The sequence below is a fragment of the Pseudomonas sp. KCJK8993 genome (assembly GCF_046230915.1).
GTDB lineage: Bacteria > Pseudomonadota > Gammaproteobacteria > Pseudomonadales > Pseudomonadaceae > Aquipseudomonas > Aquipseudomonas piscis.
Genome location: NZ_JBJJLO010000004.1, coordinates 96,838 through 119,622, shown reverse-complemented (window position 1 = coordinate 119,622; position 22,785 = coordinate 96,838). Strand labels below are relative to the sequence as shown.

At 64.2% G+C, this 22,785-nt stretch carries 15 protein-coding genes; 11 read left to right on the top strand and 4 right to left on the bottom strand.

Translation table 11 applies throughout. The features are described 5' to 3' along the window. Positions 1-26: 26 nt before the first annotated feature. From msrA to aceE, 4 genes are all read right to left on the bottom strand, one after another. Positions 27-677, bottom strand: coding sequence for a peptide-methionine (S)-S-oxide reductase MsrA (gene msrA / locus ACK6AU_RS02880; protein WP_185697453.1), 651 nt, complete (start codon positions 675-677; stop codon positions 27-29). 69 nt (positions 678-746) lie between these two features. Beyond that, positions 747-3,440 (bottom strand): EAL domain-containing protein, encoded by a 2,694-nt coding sequence (locus ACK6AU_RS02875; protein ID WP_409297650.1) that lies wholly within the window; start codon positions 3,438-3,440, stop codon positions 747-749. Positions 3,441-3,754: 314 nt separating this feature from the next. Continuing rightward, a complete protein-coding gene (gene aceF / locus ACK6AU_RS02870; RefSeq protein WP_409297648.1) occupies positions 3,755-5,710 on the bottom strand; it encodes a dihydrolipoyllysine-residue acetyltransferase in 1,956 nt (651 codons plus the stop codon). A gap of 11 nt (positions 5,711-5,721) precedes the next feature. After that, the gene (gene aceE / locus ACK6AU_RS02865) at positions 5,722-8,367 is read right to left on the bottom strand and encodes a pyruvate dehydrogenase (acetyl-transferring), homodimeric type (RefSeq protein ID WP_185697456.1); all 2,646 of its coding nucleotides are present in this window, start codon (positions 8,365-8,367) and stop codon (positions 5,722-5,724) included. Positions 8,368-8,747: 380 nt separating this feature from the next. Here aceE and glnE point away from each other — a divergent pair, with 380 nt between their 5' ends. The 11 genes from glnE to ACK6AU_RS02810 all read left to right on the top strand — a co-directional run bounded on the left by glnE (position 8,748) and on the right by ACK6AU_RS02810 (position 22,784). After that, the gene (gene glnE, locus ACK6AU_RS02860; protein WP_185697457.1) at positions 8,748-11,687 is read left to right on the top strand and encodes a bifunctional [glutamate--ammonia ligase]-adenylyl-L-tyrosine phosphorylase/[glutamate--ammonia-ligase] adenylyltransferase; all 2,940 of its coding nucleotides are present in this window, start codon (positions 8,748-8,750) and stop codon (positions 11,685-11,687) included. Between the two features lie 133 nt (positions 11,688-11,820). Continuing rightward, positions 11,821-12,855 (top strand): lipopolysaccharide heptosyltransferase II, encoded by a 1,035-nt coding sequence (gene waaF / locus ACK6AU_RS02855; protein ID WP_409297645.1) that lies wholly within the window; start codon positions 11,821-11,823, stop codon positions 12,853-12,855. Position 12,856: 1 nt separating this feature from the next. Then, on the top strand, positions 12,857-13,918 hold the full coding sequence (gene waaC, locus ACK6AU_RS02850) for a lipopolysaccharide heptosyltransferase I (RefSeq protein ID WP_409297643.1): 1,062 nt from the start codon (positions 12,857-12,859) through the stop codon (positions 13,916-13,918). After that, complete coding sequence (locus ACK6AU_RS02845; protein ID WP_185697460.1) at positions 13,918-15,042, top strand: glycosyltransferase family 4 protein; 1,125 nt, start codon at positions 13,918-13,920, stop codon at positions 15,040-15,042. The genes waaC and ACK6AU_RS02845 overlap by 1 nt, the downstream gene beginning before the upstream one ends. Beyond that, entirely contained in the window at positions 15,039-15,845 is an 807-nt protein-coding gene (gene rfaP / locus ACK6AU_RS02840) for a lipopolysaccharide core heptose(I) kinase RfaP (RefSeq protein WP_185697461.1), read from the top strand. The genes ACK6AU_RS02845 and rfaP overlap by 4 nt, the downstream gene beginning before the upstream one ends. Further along, positions 15,845-16,579: a lipopolysaccharide kinase InaA family protein gene (locus tag ACK6AU_RS02835; RefSeq protein ID WP_185697462.1), complete on the top strand. Its 735-nt coding sequence runs from the start codon at positions 15,845-15,847 to the stop codon at positions 16,577-16,579. The genes rfaP and ACK6AU_RS02835 overlap by 1 nt, the downstream gene beginning before the upstream one ends. Then, positions 16,576-17,328 (top strand): lipopolysaccharide kinase InaA family protein, encoded by a 753-nt coding sequence (locus ACK6AU_RS02830; protein WP_185697463.1) that lies wholly within the window; start codon positions 16,576-16,578, stop codon positions 17,326-17,328. Before ACK6AU_RS02835 ends, ACK6AU_RS02830 begins: the two co-directional genes overlap by 4 nt. Continuing rightward, positions 17,328-18,782, top strand: coding sequence for a lipopolysaccharide kinase InaA family protein (locus ACK6AU_RS02825; protein ID WP_409297639.1), 1,455 nt, complete (start codon positions 17,328-17,330; stop codon positions 18,780-18,782). Before ACK6AU_RS02830 ends, ACK6AU_RS02825 begins: the two co-directional genes overlap by 1 nt. A gap of 234 nt (positions 18,783-19,016) precedes the next feature. Beyond that, entirely contained in the window at positions 19,017-20,774 is a 1,758-nt protein-coding gene (locus ACK6AU_RS02820) for a carbamoyltransferase (RefSeq protein WP_185697465.1), read from the top strand. Then, entirely contained in the window at positions 20,758-21,888 is a 1,131-nt protein-coding gene (locus ACK6AU_RS02815; protein WP_409297637.1) for a glycosyltransferase, read from the top strand. Before ACK6AU_RS02820 ends, ACK6AU_RS02815 begins: the two co-directional genes overlap by 17 nt. After that, a complete protein-coding gene (locus tag ACK6AU_RS02810) occupies positions 21,888-22,784 on the top strand; it encodes an antimicrobial resistance protein Mig-14 (RefSeq protein WP_085595555.1) in 897 nt (298 codons plus the stop codon). The genes ACK6AU_RS02815 and ACK6AU_RS02810 overlap by 1 nt, the downstream gene beginning before the upstream one ends. Position 22,785 lies beyond the last annotated feature (1 nt).

The window sequence follows — 22,785 nt, the reverse complement described above, 5'->3', positions numbered from 1 at the left end:
CTTGCCGCTTGAGGCTTGCAGCTGCTTTAGATCGGGCAGGTCACCCCGGTACCGCCGATACCGCAATAACCTTCCGGATTCTTCGCCAGGTACTGCTGGTGATAAGCCTCGGCGAAGTAGACGGTCGGCGCCTCTTCGATCTCGGTGGTGATGGTGCCCAGGCCTGCCTTGGTCAGCTCGGCCTGGAATACCTCCTTGCTGTGCAGCGCCTGCTGCAGCTGGGTCGGGTTGGTGGTGTAGATCACCGAGCGGTACTGGGTGCCGATATCGTTGCCCTGGCGCATGCCCTGGGTCGGGTTGTGCAGTTCCCAGAACATCGCCAGCAGTTCTTTGTAGCTGACCTTGGCCTTGTCATACACCACCAGCACCACTTCGGTGTGGCCGGTTAAGCCCGAGCAGACCTCTTCATATGTCGGGTTCGGCGTGAAGCCGCCGGCGTAACCGACCACGGTGCTGACCACGCCCTCGCGCTGCCAGAAGCGACGTTCGGCGCCCCAGAAACAGCCCAGGCCGAAGATCGCGAAGTCGACGTCCTGGAAGAACGGACCCAGCAGCGGGGTGTCTTCGAAGACAAAGTGCTTTTCAGGCAGTGTCATCGGGGTTTCGCGGCCAGGCAGAGCTTGTTCTTTGGTAGGTAGCACGTTTTTGTTCACCAGAATTTCCGAGCGCAAGACCATGTAGCAGTCCTCCAGTCAGTTGGATTGTCGTTATTCAGACCTGCAGTTTGCCCGAGTGTCGCGACGCTGTCAGGCGATTGGCCCGCGCGGATAACGCTTGAGCCTGGCGATCAGCTCGGTGCCGGGTATCGGCCGGTCGAACAGGTAGCCCTGGCCGACATCGCAGCGATGGCGGCGTAGGAAGGCCAGCTGCTCGGCGGTCTCGATGCCTTCGGCGACCACCTTGATCTTCAGGTTGTGGGCCATGGCGATCACCGCCGAGGTGATCTCCATGTCGTCCTGGTTGTCCGGGATGTCGTGAATGAAGCTGCGATCGATCTTGATGATATCGATGGGGAATTTCTTCAGATAGCTCAGGGACGAATAGCCGGTGCCGAAGTCGTCCATGGCCAGGGTCAGGCCGAGCTTCTTCAGCTGTTCGAGTTGCTGGTGGGTGTCGTCGGTGGCTTCCAGCAGCAAGCCTTCGGTCAGTTCCAGCTCCAGCAGCGAGGAGGGCAGTTGCTCCTCCTTGAGGATGCCGGCGATGGAGGCCACCAGGTCCGGGTCGGAGAACTGCTTGGGCGACAGGTTGATGGCCACGTGCAGGTTGCCCATGCCGGCGGCGGTCAGTTGCTTGCTCATGCGGCAGGCCTGGCGGGCGATCCACTTGCCGATGGGGATGATCAGCCCGGTTTCCTCTGCCACGCTGATGAACTGGTCCGGGCGGATCATGCCTTTCTCCGGATGATTCCAGCGCAGCAGCGCCTCCATGCCCAGCAGCCGGCCGCTGCGCAGGCACAGCTTGGGCTGGTAGAACACGTCCAGTTCGTTCTGGGTCAGGGCCCGGCGCAGGTTGTTCTCGACGAACAGCTTGTAGCTGGCCTCGGCGTTCAGGGCTTCGGTGAACACCTGCACCTGGTGCTTGCCGTTGGCCTTGGCCTTGTGCAGCGCCAGGCCGGCGTTGCGCATCAAGGTCTGTGGATCGCGGCCGTGCAGCGGCGCGCTGGCCAGGCCCACGGAGCCGGTGACGCTGATCAACTGGTTGTCGACGAACATCGGCTTGTCCAGGGTCATCAGCAACTGGCTGGCGATCTGTTGGCCGGCTTCCAGGTCGGTGTTGTCCAGCAGCACGGCGAACTCATTGCTGGCGAAGCGCGCCAGGCTGCCGCTGGGGCTCAGGCTGTTGCGCAGGCGCCGGGCCAGGCTGATCAGCAGTTTGTCGCCGGTCTGGTGGCCGAGGCTGTCGTTGATCCGCTTGAAGTTGTCGATGTCCACCAGCAGCAGGCTGATCGGGGTATCGCTATCCCGGGCGAAGCGTTCATCCAGGTTGCGGATGAATGCGGGGCGGTTGCCCAGGTTGGTCAGGTTGTCGGTGTAGGCCAGGCGCTCGATGCGCTGCTGGGCCAGCTTGGTCTGGGTGATGTCTTCGTAGATGCCGATGTAGTGGGTCAGCTCGCGGTTGTCGCCATAGACCTTGGAAATCGACAGCTGGCCCCAGTACGGCTCGAGGTTCTTGCGCCGGCTCTTGAACTCGCCCTGCCAGCTATTGCTCTTGGCCAGGCTGGAAGGGGCGTCGAACAGCAGTTCGCTGAGGTTCTCCAGGGCCGGTAATTCCGACAGGCGGTGACCGTGGACTTCCTCGGTGCTGTATTGGGTGATCGCCGTGAAGCTGGGGTTGACGTATTCCACCACGCCATCGCAGTTGACCAGCAGGAAGGCGTTGGCGCTCTGTTCCACGGCTCGCTGGAACAGGTGCAGGGCGCTGGTGGCGGCCCGGCGATTGTGGTTGTTGATGACCTGGGCGAACTGGTCGGCCAGCTCGCCGGCGAAGGCGATCTCGTCCGACTGCCAGGCGCGGGTGGTACCGGTTTGTTCCAGGCACAGCACCCCGACCACCTGGCCATCGATGCGGATGCTGGCGTCGAGCATGGCGTTCACGTTCCGTGGGCGCAGGCTCTCGGCCATTTCCCGGGTGCGAGGGTCGCGCATGGCGTTCTGGGCATCGATGGCGCGGCAACTGTGCAGGGCTTCCATGTAGTCCGGGAAGCTGCTGGCGTCGATGGCGTCGGGCAGGTGGTATTCCTGGGTGGCCCGATGGTAGGCCGCGATCGGCTCCAGGCGCTGGCCTTCCAGATTCCAGATACTGGCGCAGTCGATCTGGTAGATGTCGCAGGCACTGCGGGTGATCAGCTCGGCGGCTTCCTTCAGGGAATTGCCGCTGCTGTAGCGCTGGCGGGTCAGTAGCAGGATCAGGTCCTGCTGAGCCCGTACCCGTTCCAGGTGCTGCAGTTGTTCCTGCTGGGCCCGTTGGTTGAGTTCCAGGGCGATCTGCAGGCGGCTGTTCTGGGTTTCCAGGTCCGGGGGCGGTGTCGGCGGAGTATTGCCGAACAGGCCCTCGACCACCAGCAGGTAGCCACGCAGCAGGTGCCGGTTGTGCTGTTTGTAGGCTTCGCCCAGTTCCAGGATGCTCAGGGGGCCTTGGACGGTGTGCAGGGTGTAGCGGACCAGGTAATGGGAGGCGCTGGCCAGTTGCTGCTGGATGTTGTCATGCAGTTGATAGCGCGCTTCGGGCTCCATCAGGCTGGCATAGGGCGAGCCGATCAGGGCGCAAAGTTCCACGGCGGGCAGGCCGAACTGGCGTTCGCAATTGGGATCGAGAAACAGTAGCGCCCAGCTCGCTTCATTCAGCCGTTCGAAACGCAACATGCCGAGCCGCGAAGGCACAGGCAATTGCGTCACTACCTCGGCCACCATACGGCTGGCGGCATCGGGTTGGCTTTTCATGAGGAAACTCGCTTCGAAATTGCTGATCGCGCCGGGCTCACGCCCTCTTTACTGTTGCCTGCGGCAAGGTTGCATCATGGCGCATCGACTGACAAGAGAGATGAAGGCCAAGTGCTATAAAGCTTTATATCGGCAGCCAAGGGGATTTCTGCAAAGTTACTTTTCGCCACTTGCATGGTTCGGTCCACGGCGGGGTCCTGGGTGTTTTTCCGGAAAAAAAAGCCCCGCCAGATTGACGGGGTTGAGGTGCGAGCGTGGCGCTCGAAAAAGGCGGCGGTGCCGGCCCTCCCGTGACAGGAGGGCCGGCTCGCGAGTTACAGCAGGATGGTACGGATGTCCGCCAGCAGGTCGCTCAGGCGCTTGGTGAAGCGCGCGGCGGCTGCGCCGTTGATCACCCGGTGATCGTAGGACAGCGACAGTGGCAGCATCAGCTTCGGTTGGAAGGCCTTGCCGTCCCACACCGGTTGGATGGTGGCCTTGGAAACACCGAGGATCGCCACTTCCGGCGCGTTGACGATCGGCGTGAAGCCGGTGCCGCCAATGTGGCCGAGGCTGGAGATGGTGAAGCAGGCGCCTTGCATCTCGTCCGAGGAGAGTTTCTTGGTCCGGGCTTTTTCCGCCAGGGAAGCTGCCTCGGCCGCCAGTTGCAGCAGGCTCTTCTGGTCGACGTTCTTGATCACGGGGACCAGCAGGCCATCCGGGGTGTCCACGGCGAAGCCGATGTGCACGTACTTCTTGCGAATGATCGCCTTGCCGCTTGGGGCCAGGGAACTGTTGAAGTCCGGCAGTTCCTTGAGCAGGTGGGCGCAGGACTTGAGCAGCAGCGGCAGGACTGTCAGCTTGACGCCAGCTTTCTCGGCCACGGCCTTCTGGGCAACGCGGAAGGCTTCCAGCTCGGTGATGTCGGCGGAGTCGAACTGGGTCACGTGCGGTACGTTCAGCCAGCTGCGGTGCAGGTTGGAAGCGCCGACCTGCATCAGGCGGGTCATGGCCACTTCTTCGACTTCACCGAACTTGCTGAAGTCCACGGCCGGGATCGGCGGGATGCCGGCACCACCGGTCGCGCCGGCGGCTGGAGCTTCCTTGGCCTTCTGCATCATGGCCTTGACGTAGACCTGCACGTCCTCCTTGAGGATCCGGCCATGCGGGCCACTGGCGCTCACGGCGCTCAGTTCGACGCCGAATTCGCGGGCCAGCTGGCGCACGGCCGGGCCGGCGTGCACCTTGGCACCTGGCTTGGCAGGCGCGGCAGCTGCTGCAGCGACTGGTGCTGGTGCGGCTGGAGCGGCTTCGGCCTTGGCTGGCGCAGGGGCGGCAGCCGGAGCAGGCGCGGCAGGCGCCGGAGCGGCTGCAGGAGCCGCGCCCTTGACCTTGAGCTTGAGGATCAGGTCGCCGGTACCGACTTCGTCGTCCAGCTTGATCGATACGCTTTCCACAACGCCGGCGGCTGGCGATGGGATTTCCATGCTGGCCTTGTCGGATTCGAGGGTGATCAGCGACTGGTCGGCTTCGACGCTGTCGCCGGCCTTGACCATGACTGCGATGATCTTGGCCTTGCCGGCCGAGCCAATGTCCGGAACGTGGATATCCTGCACGCTGTCGGCCGCCGCTGGCGCGGGAGCGGCAGCCGGGGCAGGTGCAGCGGCAGGCGCGGCCGCAGGAGCCTGGGCTGGAGCGGCGGCAGGGGCCGCGGCGCCTGCCACTTCCAGGTCCAGGATCAGGTCGCCGGTACCGACTTCATCGTTGAGCTTGACGCTGATGGCCTTGACCACGCCGGCGGCTGGCGATGGGATCTCCATGCTGGCCTTGTCGGACTCGAGGGTGATCAGCGACTGGTCGGCCTCGACGCTGTCGCCGACCTTGACCTGGAGCTCGATGATCTGGGCCTTGCCCGAGGAGCCGATGTCCGGCACGTGCACTTGCTGCACCGAAGTGCCGGCAGGTGCGGCGCTCGGCGCAGCGGCAGGCGCTGCCGCTGCCGGCGCGGCCTCGGCCTTTGGCGCTTGGGCGGCAGGTGCAGGGGCCGCAGCGGCGGCGCCCTCGACGTCCAGTTCCAGCAGTTCGTCGCCTTCTTTCAGGCGGTCGCCCAGCTTCACTTTCACGCTCTTGACCACGCCGGCGCTCGGGGCAGGGATTTCCATGCTCGCCTTGTCCGACTCCAGGGTCAGGATGCTCTGGTCGGCTTCGATGCGATCGCCGACTTTGACCATCAGTTCGATTACTTCACCTTCACCGCTGCCGATGTCAGGTACGCGAATGAGTTCACTCACAAAAAGTCTCCTCAGCAATCCAGTGGGTTGCGTTTTTCCGGGTCGATACCGAACTTGGCGATGGCCTCGGCCACGACCTTGGGTTCGATGTCGCCACGGTCAGCCAGGGCTTCCAGGGCTGCCAGCACCACGAAGTGACGGTCGACTTCGAAGAAGTGACGCAGTTTCTTGCGGCTGTCGCTGCGGCCGAAACCGTCGGTGCCCAGGACCTTGAATTCCTTGGATGGGACCCATTGGCGGATTTGTTCGGCGAACAGCTTCATGTAGTCGGTGGAGGCGATGACCGGCCCTTTGCGACCGCTCAGGCATTCTTCGACGTAGCTCCGCTGTGGCTTCTGGCCCGGGTGCAGGCGGTTGCTGCGTTCCACGGCCAGGCCGTTGCGGCGCAGTTCGTTGAAGCTGGTCACGCTCCACACGTCGGCGGCGACGTTGAACTCGTCACGCAGGATCTTCGCCGCTTCGCGGACTTCGCGCAGGATGGTGCCGGAGCCCATCAGCTGTACGTGGTGCGCGGCATCGCGGGTGTCTTCCTCGAGCAGGTACATGCCCTTGATGATGCCTTCCTCGACACCTTCGGGCATGGCTGGCTGCTGGTACGACTCGTTCATCACGGTGATGTAGTAGAAGACGTCCTGCTGCTCTTCGGTCATCTTCTTCATGCCGTCCTGGATGATCACCGCCAGCTCGTAGCCGTAGGTCGGATCGTAGGTGCGGCAGTTCGGGATGGTGCCGGCCAGCATGTGGCTGTGACCGTCTTCGTGCTGCAGGCCTTCACCGTTGAGGGTGGTACGGCCGGCGGTACCGCCGATCAGGAAGCCACGGGTACGGCTGTCGCCAGCGGCCCAGGCCAGGTCGCCGATCCGCTGGAAGCCGAACATCGAGTAGAAGATGTAGAACGGCAGCATCGGCTGGTTGTGGCTGGAGTACGAAGTACCGGCAGCGATGAAGGAACTCATGGCGCCCGCTTCGTTGATGCCTTCCTCGAGGATCTGGCCCTTCTTGTCTTCCTTGTAGAACATCACCTGGTCTTTATCGACTGGCTCGTAGAGCTGGCCGACCGAGGAGTAGATGCCCAGCTGGCGGAACATGCCTTCCATACCGAAGGTACGGGCTTCGTCCGGGATGATCGGCACGATGCGCGGGCCGATTTCCTTGTCCTTGACCAGCTGCGCCAGGATGCGCACGAAGGCCATGGTGGTGGAGATTTCACGGTCGCCGGAACCATCGAGGATCGCCTTGAGGGTATCCAGTGGTGGCGTCGGCACGCTGAAGCTCATGGCGCGGCGCTGCGGCACGAAGCCACCCAGCGCGGTGCGGCGCTCGCTCAGGTAGCGGGCCTCGGCGCTGCCGGCTTCCGGCTTGAAGAACGGCAGGTGTTCCAGGTCTTCGTCCTTGACCGGGATGTCGAAGCGGTCGCGGAACAGCTTCAGGCTCTCGACGTCGACCTTCTTGGTGTTGTGCGCGGTGTTCTTCGCTTCGCCGGCGCCGGTGCCATAACCCTTGATGGTCTTGGCCAGGATGACGGTCGGCTGCTCTTTGTGGTTGACCGCCTGGTGGTAGGCCGCATAGACCTTGTACGGGTCGTGGCCACCGCGGTTGAGTTTCCAGATCTCGTCGTCGGACAGATCGGCAACCATCGCCTTGAGTTCAGGGGTGTTGAAGAAGTGCTCGCGGACGAACGCGCCGTCCTTGGCCTTGTAGTTCTGGTACTCGCCGTCGATGACTTCGTCCATGCGGCGCTGCAGGATGCCGTCGACGTCCTTGGCCAGCAGTGGGTCCCAGAAGCGGCCCCAGATGACCTTGGTGACGTTCCACTGGGCACCACGGAACACGCCTTCGAGTTCCTGGATGATCTTGCCGTTGCCGCGAACCGGGCCGTCGAGGCGCTGCAGGTTGCAGTTGATGACGAAGATCAGGTTGTCCAGCTTCTCGCGGCCAGCCAGGGAGATGGCGCCCAGGGCTTCCGGCTCGTCGCACTCGCCGTCGCCCAGGAAGCACCAGACCTTCTGCTTGCCGGCAGGGATGAAGCCGCGAGCCTCCAGGTACTTCATGAAGCGTGCCTGGTAGATCGCCTGGATCGGGCCCAGGCCCATGGAAACGGTCGGGAACTGCCAGAAGTCAGGCATCAGCCATGGGTGTGGATAGGACGACAGGCCGTTGCCATCCACTTCCTGGCGGAAGTTGTTCATCTGTTCTTCGCTGATGCGGCCTTCCATGAAGGCGCGAGCGTAGACGCCAGGGGAGGTGTGGCCCTGGAAGTAGATCAGGTCGCCGCCGTGCTCGTCGGTCGGGGCCTGGAAGAAATAGTTGAAGCCGATGTCGTACAGGGTGGCGCTGGAGGCGAAGCTGGAGATGTGACCGCCCAGGTCGGAATCCCTCAGGTTCGTGCGCATCACCATGGCCATCGCGTTCCAGCGCACCAGCGAGCGAATGCGGCGTTCCATGAACAGGTCGCCAGGCATGCGTGCTTCGTGGGTGACGGGGATAGTGTTGCGATAAGGCGTGGTGATGGCGTAGGGCAGTTGCGAGCCGCTGCGGGTCGCGAGTTCACCCATGCGGGTCATCAGGTAGTGAGCACGGTCTTCGCCTTCTTTGTCGAGAACCGATTCCAGGGCGTCCAGCCATTCCTGGGTTTCGACGGGATCGAGGTCTTGCATGGCTTGCTCCAGGGCGGAAAGGCTTCCAGAATCGGTTGCCTGAGTTTGCGACTGGCCTTGTGGGCAGACGTTATGAATTCTTGGATTGCCGGAGGTTGCTCCAGCGATGTGTAGTTTTACTACAAATCATCGACCGTTTCAGCCTTTCGAATGTATAGACGAGTAGTAAAACTACAGAAGAATGGCTCGTGGCCTCCTGCTGTGTTGTGAGAATAATCGTTACTCTTGGTCAATGAATGACGCGGATAGATGGTGGGTTGATGCTGGCTGCTAAAAAAAATCTATTTTCAGCTATTTCTAACTTTTGTTCGACAGTCCGCCGCTGCTTGTCCTCTACCTCTCCCTCAGCCTGCACGTTCCACGCCCATCAAGGATAGCCCATGAGCCTGCCCTCGCTTGCCCAAGTCCCCGCGATTCTCCTGCCACTGGTCAGCCGTGCGGAGCAATCGTTTCGCAATGCGGTGGCCGCCCTGGAAGATGACGCCGCAGTGGCGGACTGGAGCGCCGAGCGATGGGGCGAATTCGCCCGGGTTTGTGCCGCCAGCGACTTCGTCATCGATCAGAGCCTGCGTGATCCCTCGATGCTGCTGGAGCTGGTCCGTTCCGGCGAGCTGGATCGCGGTTTCGCCCCGGGCGAGCTATGCGCGCAGATCGCCGCGGCGGTGCAGGCGGCCGAGACCGAAGACCAACTGGGGCGAGTGCTGCGTCGCCAGCGCACCCGGCAGCAGGTGCGGATCATCTGGCGCGACCTGACCCGCCAGGCGGACCTGGTGCAGACCTGCCGCGATCTTTCCGACCTGGCCGATGCCTGCATCGACCAGGCCTACCAATGGTTGTACCTGCGCCATTGCCAGCAGTTCGGCGTGCCCACCGGCCACCGCAGCGGCGAGCCACAGCAGATGGTCATCCTGGGCATGGGCAAGCTGGGGGCCGTGGAACTCAACCTGTCGTCGGACATCGACCTGATCTTCGCCTACCCCGAAGGCGGCGAGACCGTCGGGGCCAAGCGGGGGCTGGACAACCAGGAGTTCTTCATCCGCCTGGGGCAACGCCTGATCAAGGCCCTGGACCCGATGACCGTCGACGGCTTCGTGTTTCGCGTCGATATGCGCCTGCGTCCCTATGGCTCCTCGGGGGCCCTGGTCCTGAGCTTCAATGCCCTGGAACAGTACTACCAGGACCAGGGGCGCGACTGGGAACGCTACGCGATGATCAAGGCGCGGGTGGTGGCCGGCGACCAGGCCTCCGGCGCCCAATTGCTGGAATTGCTGCGGCCCTTCGTCTACCGCCGTTACCTGGACTTTTCCGCCATCGAGGCGCTGCGCACCATGAAGCAGCTGATCCAGCAGGAAGTGCGGCGCAAGGGCATGGCCGACAACATCAAGCTGGGCTCGGGCGGTATCCGTGAAGTGGAGTTCATCGCCCAGGCGTTCCAGCTGATCCATGGCGGTCGCGACCTGAGCTTGCAGCAGCGTCCTCTATTAAAGGTATTGGGGACCCTGGAAGGGCAGGGCTACCTGCCGCCGGCGGTGGTCGGCGAGCTGCGCGAGGGTTATGAATTCCTGCGCTATACCGAGCATGCGATCCAGGCCATCGCCGACCGCCAGACCCAGATGCTCCCGGACAATCCCCAGGACCAGGCGCGGGTCGCCTTCATGCTGGGGTTTGCCGACTGGGAGGCCTTCCATGAGCGATTGATGCATTGGCGGGCCCGGGTGGAATGGCATTTCCGCCAGGTGATCGCCGATCCCGATGAAGACGAAGGTGCCCAGAGCGAGGTCGTGGTGGGCGGCGAGTGGCTGCCGTTGTGGGAAGAAGCCCAGGATGAAGAAGCGGCTTGCCGCCAATTGCAGGACGCTGGTTTCGTCGATGCGCCCAAGGCCTTGCGGGCCCTGGCCAGCCTGCGCGGCAGTGCGCAGTTGCGGGCCATGCAGCGCCTGGGGCGCGAACGGCTGGATGCCTTCATTCCACGCCTGCTGGCCCAGGCAGTGGAACATGCCAGCCCGGACCTGGTGCTGGAGCGGGTGCTGCCCCTGGTGGAGGCGGTAGCGCGGCGCTCGGCCTACCTGGTATTGCTCACCGAGAACCCCGGGGCGTTGCGCCGCCTGTTGACCTTGTGCGCGGCCAGCCCATGGATTGCCGAGCAGATCACCCGCTTCCCGCTGCTGCTGGATGAGTTGCTCAATGAAGGTCGGCTGTTCAAACCGCCCCTGGCGCCGGAGCTGGCGGCCGAGCTGCGTGAGCGCCTGACGCGGATTCCCGAGGACGACCTGGAGCAGCAGATGGAGGCGTTGCGCCATTTCAAGCTGGCCCATCGCTTGCGCGTGGCGGCATCGGAGATCGCCGGCAGCCTGCCCTTGATGAAGGTCAGCGACTACCTGACCTGGCTGGCCGAGGCGATCCTCGAGCAGGTGTTGGCGCTGGCCTGGCGCCAGACCGTGGCCCGCCATGGTGCGCCGCTGCGTACCGACGGCACCCTGTGCGATCCGGGTTTCATCATCGTCGGCTATGGCAAGGTCGGCGGTATCGAGCTGGGCCACGGGTCCGACCTGGACCTGGTGTTCATCCACGATGGCGATCCCCAGGCCGAGACCGATGGACCCAAACCCATCGATGGCGCGCAATTCTTCACCCGGCTCGGCCAGCGCATCATCCACCTGCTGACCACCCAGACCAACTCCGGCCAGCTCTACGAGGTGGACATGCGCCTGCGGCCATCCGGCGCTTCGGGCCTGCTGGTCAGTTCCCTGGGGGCCTTCGGCCGGTACCAGGAGAACGAGGCCTGGACCTGGGAGCACCAGGCGCTGGTGCGGGCCCGCGTACTGGTGGGCAGCCAGGATGTCGGCCAGGCTTTCGAAAAGGTCCGGGCCGCCGTGCTGGGCAGGCATCGCGACCTGGCCAAGCTGCGCCAGGAGGTCAGCGATATGCGGGCCAAGATGCGCGACAACCTGGGTAGCCGCCTGACCGCCGCCGGTACGGCCGCCAATGCCTTCGAAGCCACGGCGCCCTTCGACCTCAAGCAGGACGCCGGAGGTATCGTCGATATCGAATTTATGGTGCAATACGCGGCCCTGGCGTGGTCCGAAGAGCACCCGTCATTGCTGCGCTATACCGATAACATCCGCATCCTGGAAGGCCTGGAAGAAGTCGGGCTGATGTCGGCGAGCGATGCCAGCCTGCTGCGCGAGGTCTACAAGGCCTACCGTTCCGCCGCTCATCGACAGGCGTTGCAGAATGAGGCCGGGATCATCACCGGTGATCAATTCGTGACCGAGCGGCGGGAAGTGTTGCGGATTTGGCACGCGCTGGGGCTAAGCTAGGCGGCCTGACAGGGGCCGTCATGTACTCGGCGGGCCTTGCGGCTCGCCAAAACTGAACCGGCGGCTGAGGCCGCGGTGCTGGATTCTCGAGGCGGGGAGGCGTATGCCTCCCCGGCTCGTTTATGGAAACCACATGAATATTCTGATCGTTGGGCCCAGTTGGGTCGGTGACATGGTGATGGCGCAGACACTCTTCGAGTGCCTGAAGCAGCGCCATCCTCAATGCGAGATCGACGTGCTGGCCCCCGAATGGAGCCGGCCGATCCTCGAACGCATGCCCCAGGTGCGCCGGGCCCTGAGTTTCCCCCTGGGCCACGGGGTCCTGGAGCTGGCGACCCGGCGCGGCATCGGCAAATCCCTGGCCGGCCAGTACGATCAGGCCATCCTGCTGCCCAATTCGCTGAAGTCGGCGCTGGTGCCGTTCTTCGCCGGCATTCCCAAGCGCACCGGCTGGCGTGGCGAGTTCCGCTACGGCCTGCTCAACGATGTGCGCAAGCTCGATAAAGAGCGTTATCCGTTGATGATCGAGCGGTTCATGGCCCTGGCCTACGAGCCCGGCGCCGACCTGCCTGCGCCTTATCCCCGGCCCAGCCTGCAGATCGATCCGCAGAGCCGTGACGCGGCCTTGGCCAAGTTCGGCCTGGTCCTGGACCGTCCGGTCCTGGCGCTGTGCCCGGGAGCCGAGTTCGGCGAGGCCAAGCGCTGGCCGTCGGAGCACTACGCCCAGGTGGCCGAGGCCAGGATCCGTGACGGTTGGCAGGTCTGGCTGTTCGGCTCGAAGAACGATCACGCCGTGGGCGAGGAAATCCGCAGCCGGCTGATTCCCGGCCTGCGCGAGGAGTCGGTCAACCTCAGTGGCGAGACCTCCCTGGCCGAGGCCATCGACCTGCTGTCCTGTGCCGATTCCGTGGTGTCCAACGACTCCGGGCTGATGCACGTGGCCGCCGCGTTGAACCGTCCGCTGGTGGCGGTGTACGGCTCCACCTCGCCGGGTTTCACCCCGCCCCTGGCCGATCAGGTCGAAGTGGTGCGCCTGGGTATCGAATGCAGTCCGTGCTTTGACCGCACCTGCCGCTTCGGCCATTACAACTGCCTGCGCCAGTTGATGCCGCAGTCGGTGAACGAGGCCCTGCAGCGGTTGCAGGGCACTGCGGTCGAGGTTCTATAAGTTGCGGGTACTGTTGATCAAGACCTCTTCCCTGGGTGACGTGATTCACGCCTTGCCGGCCGTCACCGATGCCGCGCGGGCGATCCCGGGGATCAAGTTCGACTGGGTGGTGGAAGAGGGTTTCGCCGAGATTCCCACCTGGCACCCGGCGGTAGGCAAGGTGATCCCGGTGGCGATCCGCCGCTGGCGCAAGAATATCTGGCAGACCATCAAGAGCGGCGAGTGGCGGCGCTTCAAGCAGAGCGTGCGCTCGACCAAGTACGACCTGGTGATCGATGCCCAGGGCCTGCTCAAGAGCGCCTGGCTGACCCGCTACGTGCGCGCGCCGGTGGCCGGGCTGGACAAGCATTCGGCCCGCGAGCCGCTGGCTTCGCGTTTTTATTCCCGGCGCCTGGCGGTGGCCCGTGGGCAGCATGCCGTGGAGCGGGTGCGCCAGCTGTTCGCCTTGGCCCTGGGTTATGACCTGCCCCAGGGGATGGGCGACTACGGCCTGGATGCCGAAAAGCTGGTGGAGCTGCCACGCAAGAATCCTTTCGTGCTGTTCCTGCATGGCACCACCTGGGACACCAAGCACTGGCCCGAAGCCTACTGGCGCGAGCTGGCCGAGCGCATGGGCATGCTCGGGGTCGAGGTCAAGTTGCCCTGGGGCAATGTCGCCGAGAAGGCCCGGGCCGAGCGTATCGCCAGCGGCCTGAAGAACGCCACGGTACTGCCCAGGCTGAACCTGGCCGGCGTGGCCCGGGTGCTGGTCGACGCCCGGGCCTGTGTCGCCGTGGATACCGGGCTGGGGCACCTTGCCGCCGCCCTGGATGTGCCCACCATCTCGCTGTTCGGCCCGACCAATCCGGGGCTGACCGGTGCCTATGGGCGGATGCAGATCCACCTGGGGAGCAACTTCCCCTGTGCCCCTTGCCTGCAGAAGCAGTGCACCTACCAGCCGACCGCCGTGGACCGGCAGCGGTTCGATCTCAAGCGCGAGTGGCCCCTGTGCTTTACCCGCCTCAACCCCGAGCGTGTCGCCAGCCGACTGAGCGCCTTGTTATTGGCTGAGGAGCCACGCTGATGCAATTGGCTTTTGTCCTTTATAAGTATTTTCCCTTTGGCGGCTTGCAGCGCGATTTCATGCGCATTGCCCTGGAGTGCCAGCGGCGCGGCCACCAGATCCGCGTCTATACCCTGATCTGGGAAGGTGACGTGCCCCCTGGTTTCGAGGTGCTGGTGGCGCCGGTCAAGGCGCTGTTCAACCATCATCGCAATGAAAAACTCAGTGCCTGGATGGCGGCCGACCTGGCCAAGCGTCCGGTGGACCGGCTGGTGGGCTTCAACAAGATGCCCGGGCTGGATGTCTACTACGCGGCCGATGGCTGCTTCGAGGACAAGGCGCAGAACCTGCGGCATTCCCTGTACCGGCGCTGGGGTCGCTACCGGCATTTCGCCGAGTATGAACGGGCGGTGTTCGCCAGGGATGCCAAGACCGAGATCCTGATGATCTCCGAAGTCCAGCAACCGCTGTTCATCAAGCACTACGACACCCCGCTGTCGCGTTTCCACCTGCTGCCACCCGGGATTGCCCAGGACCGTCGGGCGCCGGCCAACGCGGCCGAGATCCGTGCCGGGTTCCGCCGCGAGTTCGACCTCAAGGACGACGACCTGCTGCTGGTGCAGATCGGTTCCGGGTTCAAGACCAAGGGCGTGGATCGCAGCCTCAAGGCCCTGGCGGCCTTGCCTGCGGCGCTGAAGAAACGCACCCGGCTATTTGTAATCGGTCAGGACGACCCCAAGGTATTCCAGGTGCAGAGCGCCGCCCTGGGGTTGAGTGACCAGGTGCAGTTCATGAAGGGGCGCAGCGATATCCCGCGTTTCCTGTTGGGCGCCGACCTGCTGATCCACCCGGCCTACAACGAAAATACCGGGACCGTGCTGCTGGAGGCCCTGGTCGCCGGCCTGCCGGTGCTGGTCAGCGCGGTTTGCGGTTATGCCCACTACATCGCCGAGGCCGAAAGCGGCCTGGTGCTGGATGAACCGCTGGAGCAGGCGCAGCTCAACCAATACCTCACCACCATGTTGACCGACGATGCTGCACGCGCGACCTGGAGCCGAAACGGCCTGGCGTTCGCCGAGACGGCCGACCTCTACAGCATGCCGCAGCACGCTGCGGATGTGATTCTGGCGGAGCAACACCGATGAAGTTGATGCTTGCCGAGCCCTTCAAGAGCCTCTGGGCTGGACGCGATGCGTTCACCGCCGTCGAGGAGCTCAAGGGCCAGGTCTATCGCGAGCTGGAAGCGCGCCGTACCTTGCGTACGGAAGTCGCCGGCCGTGGGTATTTCGTGAAGATCCACCGGGGGATCGGCTGGGGCGAGATCGCCAAGAACCTGGTGACCGCCAAGCTGCCGGTGCTGGGTGCCGGTCAGGAATGGCTGGCCCTGGAACGCCTGCACCAGGCCGGTGTGCCCACCATGACCGCCGTGGCCTATGGCGAGCGCGGCGCCAACCCGGCGAACCAGCATTCGTTCATCGTCACCGAGGAGCTGGCGCCGACCATCAGCCTCGAGGACTTCAGTATCGATTGGGTCAAGCAGCCGCCGGCACCTGCGCTCAAGCGGGCGCTGATCGCCGAGGTGGCGCGCATGACCGGCACCATGCATCGCGCCGGGGTCAACCATCGCGACTGCTACATCTGCCACTTCCTGCTGCACACCGACCGACCGATCACTCCGGGGACATTGAAGCTGTCGCTGATCGACCTGCACCGGGCCCAGACCCGTGCGAAGATCACCCGGCGCTGGCGTAACAAGGACCTGGCGGCCCTGTACTTCTCGGCCCTGGATATCGGCCTGACGCGTCGTGACAAGCTGCGCTTCCTCAAGGGTTACTTCCAGCAACCGCTGCGGCGGATTCTCGCCGAGGAAGCGCCGCTGCTGGCCTGGCTCGAGGGCAAGGCTGAAAAACTCTACGCACGCAAGCAAAGGTACGGAGATGCGCTCTGATGGCTAGCTGGAACCTGGACCCTGCCTACCAGGCATTGGCACAAGATTTCGGCAGCCTGGAAGGGGTTTTCGCCCTCGAGGGTGAGCATCTGACTCGCGACCCGCTGTCCGATGTCGTGCGTGTCGAACGTGACGGGGTCAACTATTACGTCAAGCGCTACACCGGTGCCGGCAAGAACCTGCGGCGCTACCTGGGCAAGCCCCGGGTCAAGTTCGAGTGGCAGAACCTCAAGCGCTTCTCCAAGTGGGGCATTCCCACTGCCGAGGTGGTGGCCTGGGGCCTGGAGCGGCGCTGCCTGGCTTACTCCCGGGGGGCGATGATCACTCGCGAGCTACCGCGGACCGAGGATTTGTCGGTGCTGGCCGAGCGCAACGACCCCAAGCTCAAGGACCGGCGCTGGGTCGACGGGATCAGCCGCCAGCTGGCTGCCTACACCCGCGTCATGCATGACCATCGTTTCACTCATAACGATCTGAAATGGCGCAACCTGCTGGTCGATGACCAGGACCGCCTGTACCTGATCGACTGTCCGAACGGCGATTTCTGGCGCGGGTTCTGGCTCAAGTACCGGATCACCAAGGACCTGGCCTGCCTGGACAAGGTGGCCAAGTACCATCTTTCCGCCACCCAGCGCTTGCGCTTCTACCTGCAGTATCGCCAGCGCGATCGCTTGAGTGCCTCCGACAAGGAGCGTATTCGCCACGTGGTGAGATTTTTCGAGGGACGTGAATGACTGATTTCCTGGCGTCCGAGGAACGTGTTCTGCTGGAGCGCAACGGCCTTGGCACTTTCGACCAGCTGTGGGCCAGGCAACTGGATGCGGTGGACGAACCCAATACCGGCCGTGGCGGCCATAGCAGTGTCTATCGCCTGGACGTGGAGGGGCGTGGGTTCTACCTCAAGCGGCAAACCAACTACCTGACCCGGACCCTGCGCCATCCGTTCGGCGAGCCGAGCTTCTCCCGCGAGTTTCGCAATATCCGGCGCTATCAGGAGCTGGGTATCCCGGCCTTGCAGGCGGTGTTCTTCGGCATGCGCAAGGTCGATGGCCAGACTCGGGCGATCCTCATGACCCGGGCCCTGGATGGTTGGGACGACCTGGATGCGCTGCTGGCGCAATGGGCGCAGATGCCCGAGCCCCAGCGCCGGGCGGTGCTCGAGGCCTGTGGGCAATTGGCCCGCCAGCTGCACGGCCGGCGCCAGGTACATGGCTGCTTCTACCCCAAGCATATTTTCCTGCGCCCGGAAGGGGCGGGTTACCAGGCGCAATTGATCGACCTGGAGAAAACCCGGCCATTGCTGTTCGGCCAGCGCGACCGGGTCAAGGATCTCGAGCCCCTGTTGCGCCGGGCTTCGGTGTGGAGCGTCGAGGATGTGCGCTACCTGTTGGCGGCCTACCTCGACCAGCCCCTGGACAGCTCCCTGCTGGACGCCTGGGTCGCCCGACTCAGTGCCCGCAGCAGCCACAAGGAATCTCGCTGATGCGTTTGTCCGAGCTGAAGAATGCAGGACGCAATCCGACCCTGCCCCTGAGCCTGGAGTTGGCGGACGCCGCTGGTGCGGCGCAGTTGCAGTTATTGAGTGTGCTGCGCGTGCTGCCGGGGCAGCGTTACGTCGGCGCCGGGGTCTGGCGTGGGCGCACGGTGCTGGCCAAGTTGTTGGTCGGCCCCAAGGCGGCACGGCATTTCCAGCGGGAACTGCAAGGTGTGCGCCTGCTGGCGGAACAGGGGCTGACCACGCCATTGCTGCTGGCCGATGGCTTGCAGGAAGGCGAGGGCGGCTGGCTGCTCTTCGAGTTCCTGGAGGGGGCACGGAGCCTGGGCGACGCCTGGAGCCAGGTGCAGGCCTTGCCAGTGCTGGCCGATGAGCAGGTCGAGGTCCTGGCCGAGGCACTGGGGGCGATTGCCCGGTTGCACGCCAAGGGCCTGTGGCAGGAAGACCTGCACCTGGACAACCTGTTGCGCCACGACGGCCAGTTGCACCTGATCGATGGTGCGGGCATCTGCGTCGAAGAGGCGGGCAAGCCCCTGTCGCGGCAGAAAGTCCTGGAGAATCTCGGGGTGTTCTTCGCCCAGCTCCCCAAGAGCCTCGAGCCCTTCACCGAGGAGTTGCTGGTGCATTACCTGCTGGCCAATGCCGAGCATGCGCTGCCCCTGGAGGTATTGCAGAAGCAGGTGGACAAGGTGCGAGGCTGGCGCCTGCGGGATTTCCTGAGCAAGGTCGGCCGCGAGTGCACGCTGTTCAGCGTGCATCGCGGGCCTTTTGCCCTGAGGGCGATCCGGCGCGAGGAAGAGGCGGCGATGCTGCCGGTGCTGGAGCAGGCCGACGCCCTGCTGGACCAGGGGCATCTGTACAAGACCGGTGGCGCGGCCAGTGTCGGCCGGATCGAGTCCGCGGGGCGCACCCTGGTGCTCAAGCGCTACAACATCAAGGGCTTCGCCCACTGGCTCAAGCGTTTCTGGCGTCCCAGCCGGGCCTGGCACTCATGGCGCGAAGGCAATCGCCTGGCCTTCCTCGGCATCGCCACGCCCACGCCCCTGGCCGTGCTGGAGCGACGTTTCCTCTGGCTGCGCCGGCGGGCCTACCTGGTGACCGAGTACCTGCCGGGGCCGGACATCATCGAGCGCTTCGCGCCGTTCGTCGACAGTGGCGAGGCGCCTGAGCCGGAGCTGCGGGCCCTGGACCTGCTCTTCGCGAGTTTGCTCAGGGAGCGCATCAGCCATGGCGACCTGAAGGGGCATAACCTGTTCTGGCAGGAGGATCGCTGGTCCCTGATCGACCTGGATTCCATGTGCCAGCATTCCAGCGTGGGGAGTTTCGCTGCGGCTTATGCCCGTGATCGCGCACGTTTCATGCGCAACTGGCCTGAAAGCAGCAAGTTGTATCAAGTGATTGATCAGCGCCTGCCCAAGGCTCCCAGCGCGTCTGAGGCCTGACCTGCGACCTGTGGTCGCTGCCATCGCCGCGATGAACCTGGAGGATGTTCCTGGGTCGTGGCGGCGATGGGGCGGGCGCGCCGCGATGTAGTCTGGCTTGTGGCTTGCCGCTAGAGGCTTGCCCCTGCTTTTACGCTATAATCCCGCCCTTTCGTTGTTTCTCGCCCTCTTGCGAGCACACTTTTTTTCAAGGCGCTTTGCGCCCGCATGCAGACTAAACGAGGCTAGACCCCTGTGGCATTGACGATTCTTGGCCTGTCCGGCGCCCTTAGCCATGATCCTTCGGCGGCCCTGTACATCGACGGCAAGCTGGTTGCCGCTGCTGAAGAAGAGCGTTTCGTGCGCGACAAGCATGCAAAGAACCGCATGCCCTACGAGTCGGCGAAGTTCTGCCTGGAACAGGCCGGGATCAAGCCTTCCGACGTCGATGTGGTGGCGATCCCGTTCGCCCCGATCAGCCTGTTCGGCAAGGCGCGCTGGCACTACGCCAAGCGCTACTGGTATGCCCCGGACCGTGCCCTGGACGCGATCCTGATGGGCAACCGTCGCTACAAGCGCTATCGCAAGAAGATCGTCTGGTGCCTGGAGCAACTGGGCTTCGATCCGAAGAAGATCAAGATCGAACCGGTCGAGCACCACCTGGCCCATGCTTCCAGCGCCTACCACTGTTCGGGCTTCAAGGAGAAGACCGCGATCCTCGGGATCGACGGCAAGGGCGAGTACGCCACCACCTTCTTCGGCTACGGCGAGAACGGCAAGATCCACAAGATCAAGGAATTCTACGACCCGGATTCCCTGGGTGGCCTGTATGGCGCGATCACCGAGTTCCTCGGCTTCGAGATGCTCGATGGCGAGTTCAAGGTCATGGGCATGGCGCCCTACGGCGATGCCAGCAAATATGACTTCTCGCGCCTGGCCAGCTTTGAAAACGGCGAACTGGTGATCAACACCGACTACGCCAACGTCATCGGCCTGCGTCGCTATAAAGAGAAGGGCAAGGGTTTCTACTTCTCGCCGAAGCTGATCGAGTGGCTGGGCCCCAAGCGCGAAGGCGACATTGCCGACGAGCCGTATATCCACTACGCCGCCAGTATGCAGGCACTGTTCGAGAAGCTGGCCCTGCAGATGATCGACCATTACCTGGGCGACACCCTGAAGGAAACCGGCAAGCTGGCCTTCGCCGGCGGCTGTGCGCTGAACGTCAAGCTGAACCAGAAGATCATCGCCCGTGCGGACGTGAAGGAACTGTTCGTCCAGCCGGCCTCCGGCGACGCCGGTACCGCCGTCGGTGCCGCGGCCTACGTCTCCCACGCCCGTGGCGTACCGGTGGAGAAGATGGAGCACGTCTACCTCGGCCCTTCGTACTCCAACGAAGACGTGATCGCCGCCTGTGCCCGGCACCCGAACCAGCCGGCCTGGCGCCAGATCGACAACACCCCCGAGCGCATCGCCAAGATCATGGTCGACGGCAACCCGGTGGCCTGGTTCCAGGGCCGCATGGAGTTCGGCCCGCGCGCCCTGGGCGGCCGTTCGATCATCGGTTGCCCGAGCGCCACGGGCGTGGCCGACCGGATCAACGAGCAGATCAAGTTCCGCGAGCGCTGGAGGCCTTTCTGCCCGTCGATGCTCGACACCGTCGCACCACAGATGATCAAGGTCGATCATCCGGCACCCTTCATGACCTTCACCTTCGAAGTGGCTGAAGAGTGGAAGACCCGGGTGCCGGAAGTGGTCCACGAGGACGGCACGTCCCGGGCCCAGGTGCTCAAGCGCGAATACAACCCGCGCTACTACGACATGATGAAGGCCCTGGAAGTCCTGACCGGCAACGGCGTGTCGCTGAACACCTCGCTGAACCGCCGCGGCGAACCGATGATCTGCTCGCCGACCGACGCCCTGAACATGTTCTACGGGTCCGACCTGCAGTACCTGATCATGGAAGACATCCTGGTGGTCAAAGACGGCGTGGATCCTTATGACACGGTCGGCTGAACGCCATGTGCTGCAGTTCTGCCACGGCTATGACGGGCCGTTCTTGGACTGCGCGCGGCAATATGCCAACCTGTTCGCGGGCAGCGGCTATCGGGTGACCACGGTCTTTCTGACCGGGGTTGCCGATGCCGAGGTCGCCGCGGGTTGCGCGTCCGACGAAGTGCTGTTCATGGAGTACAGCTCCAAGGCCATTCGTGGCCTGAAGCTGGGCGCCATCCGTGACCTGCGCAAGATCGCCGCATCGCGCAACTTCAGCTTCTGCATCGCCCATCGTTTCAAGCCGATCTACATCGCCCTGCTGGGGACGCGCCTGCCGGTGATCGGCGTCCACCATGCGTTCAGCGACTACAAGCGCGGCAGCCGCAAGCTGTTCGCCGGGCTGTTCGGCAAGCGCCTGAGCCTGCTCGGGGTCTCCGACGCAGTACGCGACGACATGCGTGCCTGCCTGCCCAAGTGGCCAGCGCAGCGGATCCAGACCCTGTACAACCGGATCGACCTGGAGGCCTTGCAGGCCAGCCAGTTGAACCGGGCCGAGGCCCGCACCGAACTGGGCCTGCCCGCCGATGCCTGGATCGTCGGTAACGTCGGGCGCCTGCATCCGGACAAGGACCAGGCCACCTTGCTGCGTGGTTTCGCCGCGGCAGTGCCGCAGCTCCCCCAGGGCAGCCAGTTGGCGATCCTGGGTAGCGGCCGCCTGGACAAGGATCTCAAGTCCCTGGCCCGCGAGCTGGGGATTGCCGATCGCGTGCTGTTCCTCGGCCAGGTTCCAGAAGCCCGGCGCTATTTCCGGGCGTTCGATGTATTCGCCCTGAGCTCCGACCACGAGCCTTTCGGCATGGTCCTGCTGGAGGCCATGGCCGCCGGCGTGCCCTTGCTGGCCACCGCGTGCGGCGGGGCCAAGGAAGTGGTCGAGGGTGTGGGCATCCTGTTTCCCCTGGGGGATATCGAGCACCTGGCCCAGGGCCTGCAGCACCTGGCGGCGATGGACGAGCACCAGCGCCGGGTCTGCGCCGAGTTGATGCTCGATCGCTTGCGCGAGCGGTTCTCCGATCGGGCCGTACGCGACGTATTCTGGCGCCTGCCACAAGTCACCGAACTGACCGCGAGGGGCTGATGCTCAATCGATTCCAAGGCTGGCGCGAACGCGGCTGGTCAGTCATTGACGCATCGACCTATGCCCAGGCCTGGCAGCGTTTTGGTGGCAGCGTGGCGACTCATCCGCTGGTGGTCGAGCAACTGGCGGACCTGGCGCAGATTCCAGTGCGCTACCTGGCCTGGGAGCGCGACGGCCAGCTACAGGCGGCCATCGCTACCTGGGGCCGGGACCTGGCGCTGTCCAAGGATGTGCTCAAGCGCGCGGGCAAGAAAGGGCTGTTCGATATCGGCAATGCCGAGCTGATCCTGCCGGCAGCGGCGCACGCCCAGGCTCCGTTGCGCCATCGTGGCCGCTACCTTTCGGCCCTCAACGAGGGGCGTTTCGCCGGCCAGCGGCCCCAGGCCGAGCAGTTGGCCATGGCTCGCACCCCGGAAGAACTGTCGAAGAAGTTCCGCTACAACCAGCGCCGGGAACTGCGCTTGCTGGAGGAGGCGGGCGGCGTGGTGCGTCCGGTGAGCGAGTTCAGCAGCCCTGAATTGGCGGCTATCTACTGCGATCTCTTCCAGCGGCGCTGGGGATTCGCCGCCACCGGTGCCGAACGCATGGCCGAGGTGCTGGAGCGTCTGCGCGAATTGTTGATCGGCTCGGTGATTTTCCTCAATGATGCCCCGATCGCCGTGCAGTTGATCTATCGGGTCGAAGCCCCGCAGTGGATCAGCGTCGAGTACGTGAATGGCGGTGTCGACCCCGAGACCCGGGAGTTCAGTCCCGGCAGCGTGCTGAGTTTCCTCAATACCCAGAGCGCCTGGGAACAGGCTCGGGCGCTGGACAAGCCGCTACGGTTTTCCTTCGGTCGTGCCGACCGTGAATACAAGGATCGTTGGTGCAATCCTGTGCCGGTTTTCCAGGTGTGAG